The sequence below is a fragment of the Protofrankia sp. CiT1 genome (genome assembly GCF_917627335.1).
Classification (GTDB): Bacteria; Actinomycetota; Actinomycetes; order Frankiales; family Frankiaceae; genus Protofrankia.
Genome location: NZ_CAKJTP010000089.1, coordinates 3139 through 3927, shown reverse-complemented (window position 1 = coordinate 3927; position 789 = coordinate 3139). Strand labels below are relative to the sequence as shown.

The following is a 789-nucleotide window of genomic DNA, read 5'->3' as shown; positions in this document are numbered from 1 at the left end:
ACGCCCTAGACCTCGTACGGCTGGACAACGACGAAATGACCCTGGAAACCCATGAACTGCAAGGCGAGGGACTCCCCGCTGCTACCGGCATAGATCTGGCGGGAGATGCGCACCTGGGTCGAGATACTCACCCGCATGCCAGCCGTCCAGGCCACCAGAGCGTTCATGTCGGCGAATGTCGGACCGGCGACGTTCAGCGTCATCGGCGTTCCCCGCGTCATCACCACGATCGAGCCCTGGCCTGAAACCTCGAAATGGAAGAAGCCACCACCGGGGATCCCCGGGCTCTCGATCCGCTTGACCTCGGCGCTCAGGGTGCTGTCGAACGCCAGGATGTTCTTGGCGTTGATGCACAGCGGCTGGCCGCTCAACTCGACGATATGGAGATCGGTGGCGTCGTGAGCAAGGAAGACCTCACCGCGCCCCTTACACGTCATCAACTTGAGGCCCTGTCCGGTGAGCTTGTTCTCCAGCATCCCACGCAGACCAGCGCCCTTGTAGTCGAAGTCGATGTCGCCCTGATAGGCGACCATGGAGCCACGGAGGGCGAGTACATCCGGGCCCTGCCCGAGCGTGACCTTGACGAGTTTGCTGTTCTGCTGCGTCCACCGGCCGGCCGTGGGGACCTCGCGGTAGGGGTTCAGGCTGTTCATCGCGCCTGGCCGCACCGGCTGGATCTGGGAGGGCAGGATCTCGGTCGGGCCGAGACCGCCGGGCGCCTGCGGGCCGGGCCCACCGGGCAGTTGCTGGCCGTACCCCATCGTCGGCGCTACCGGCGCTGATGCCATC

The 789-nt window shown here is 65.3% G+C and carries 1 protein-coding gene; it reads right to left on the bottom strand.

The features are described from left to right. Positions 1 to 5: 5 nt before the first annotated feature. On the bottom strand, positions 6 to 789 hold a 784-nt coding region (locus tag MJ785_RS14550; protein WP_239381337.1), incomplete at its 5' end, for an AIM24 family protein.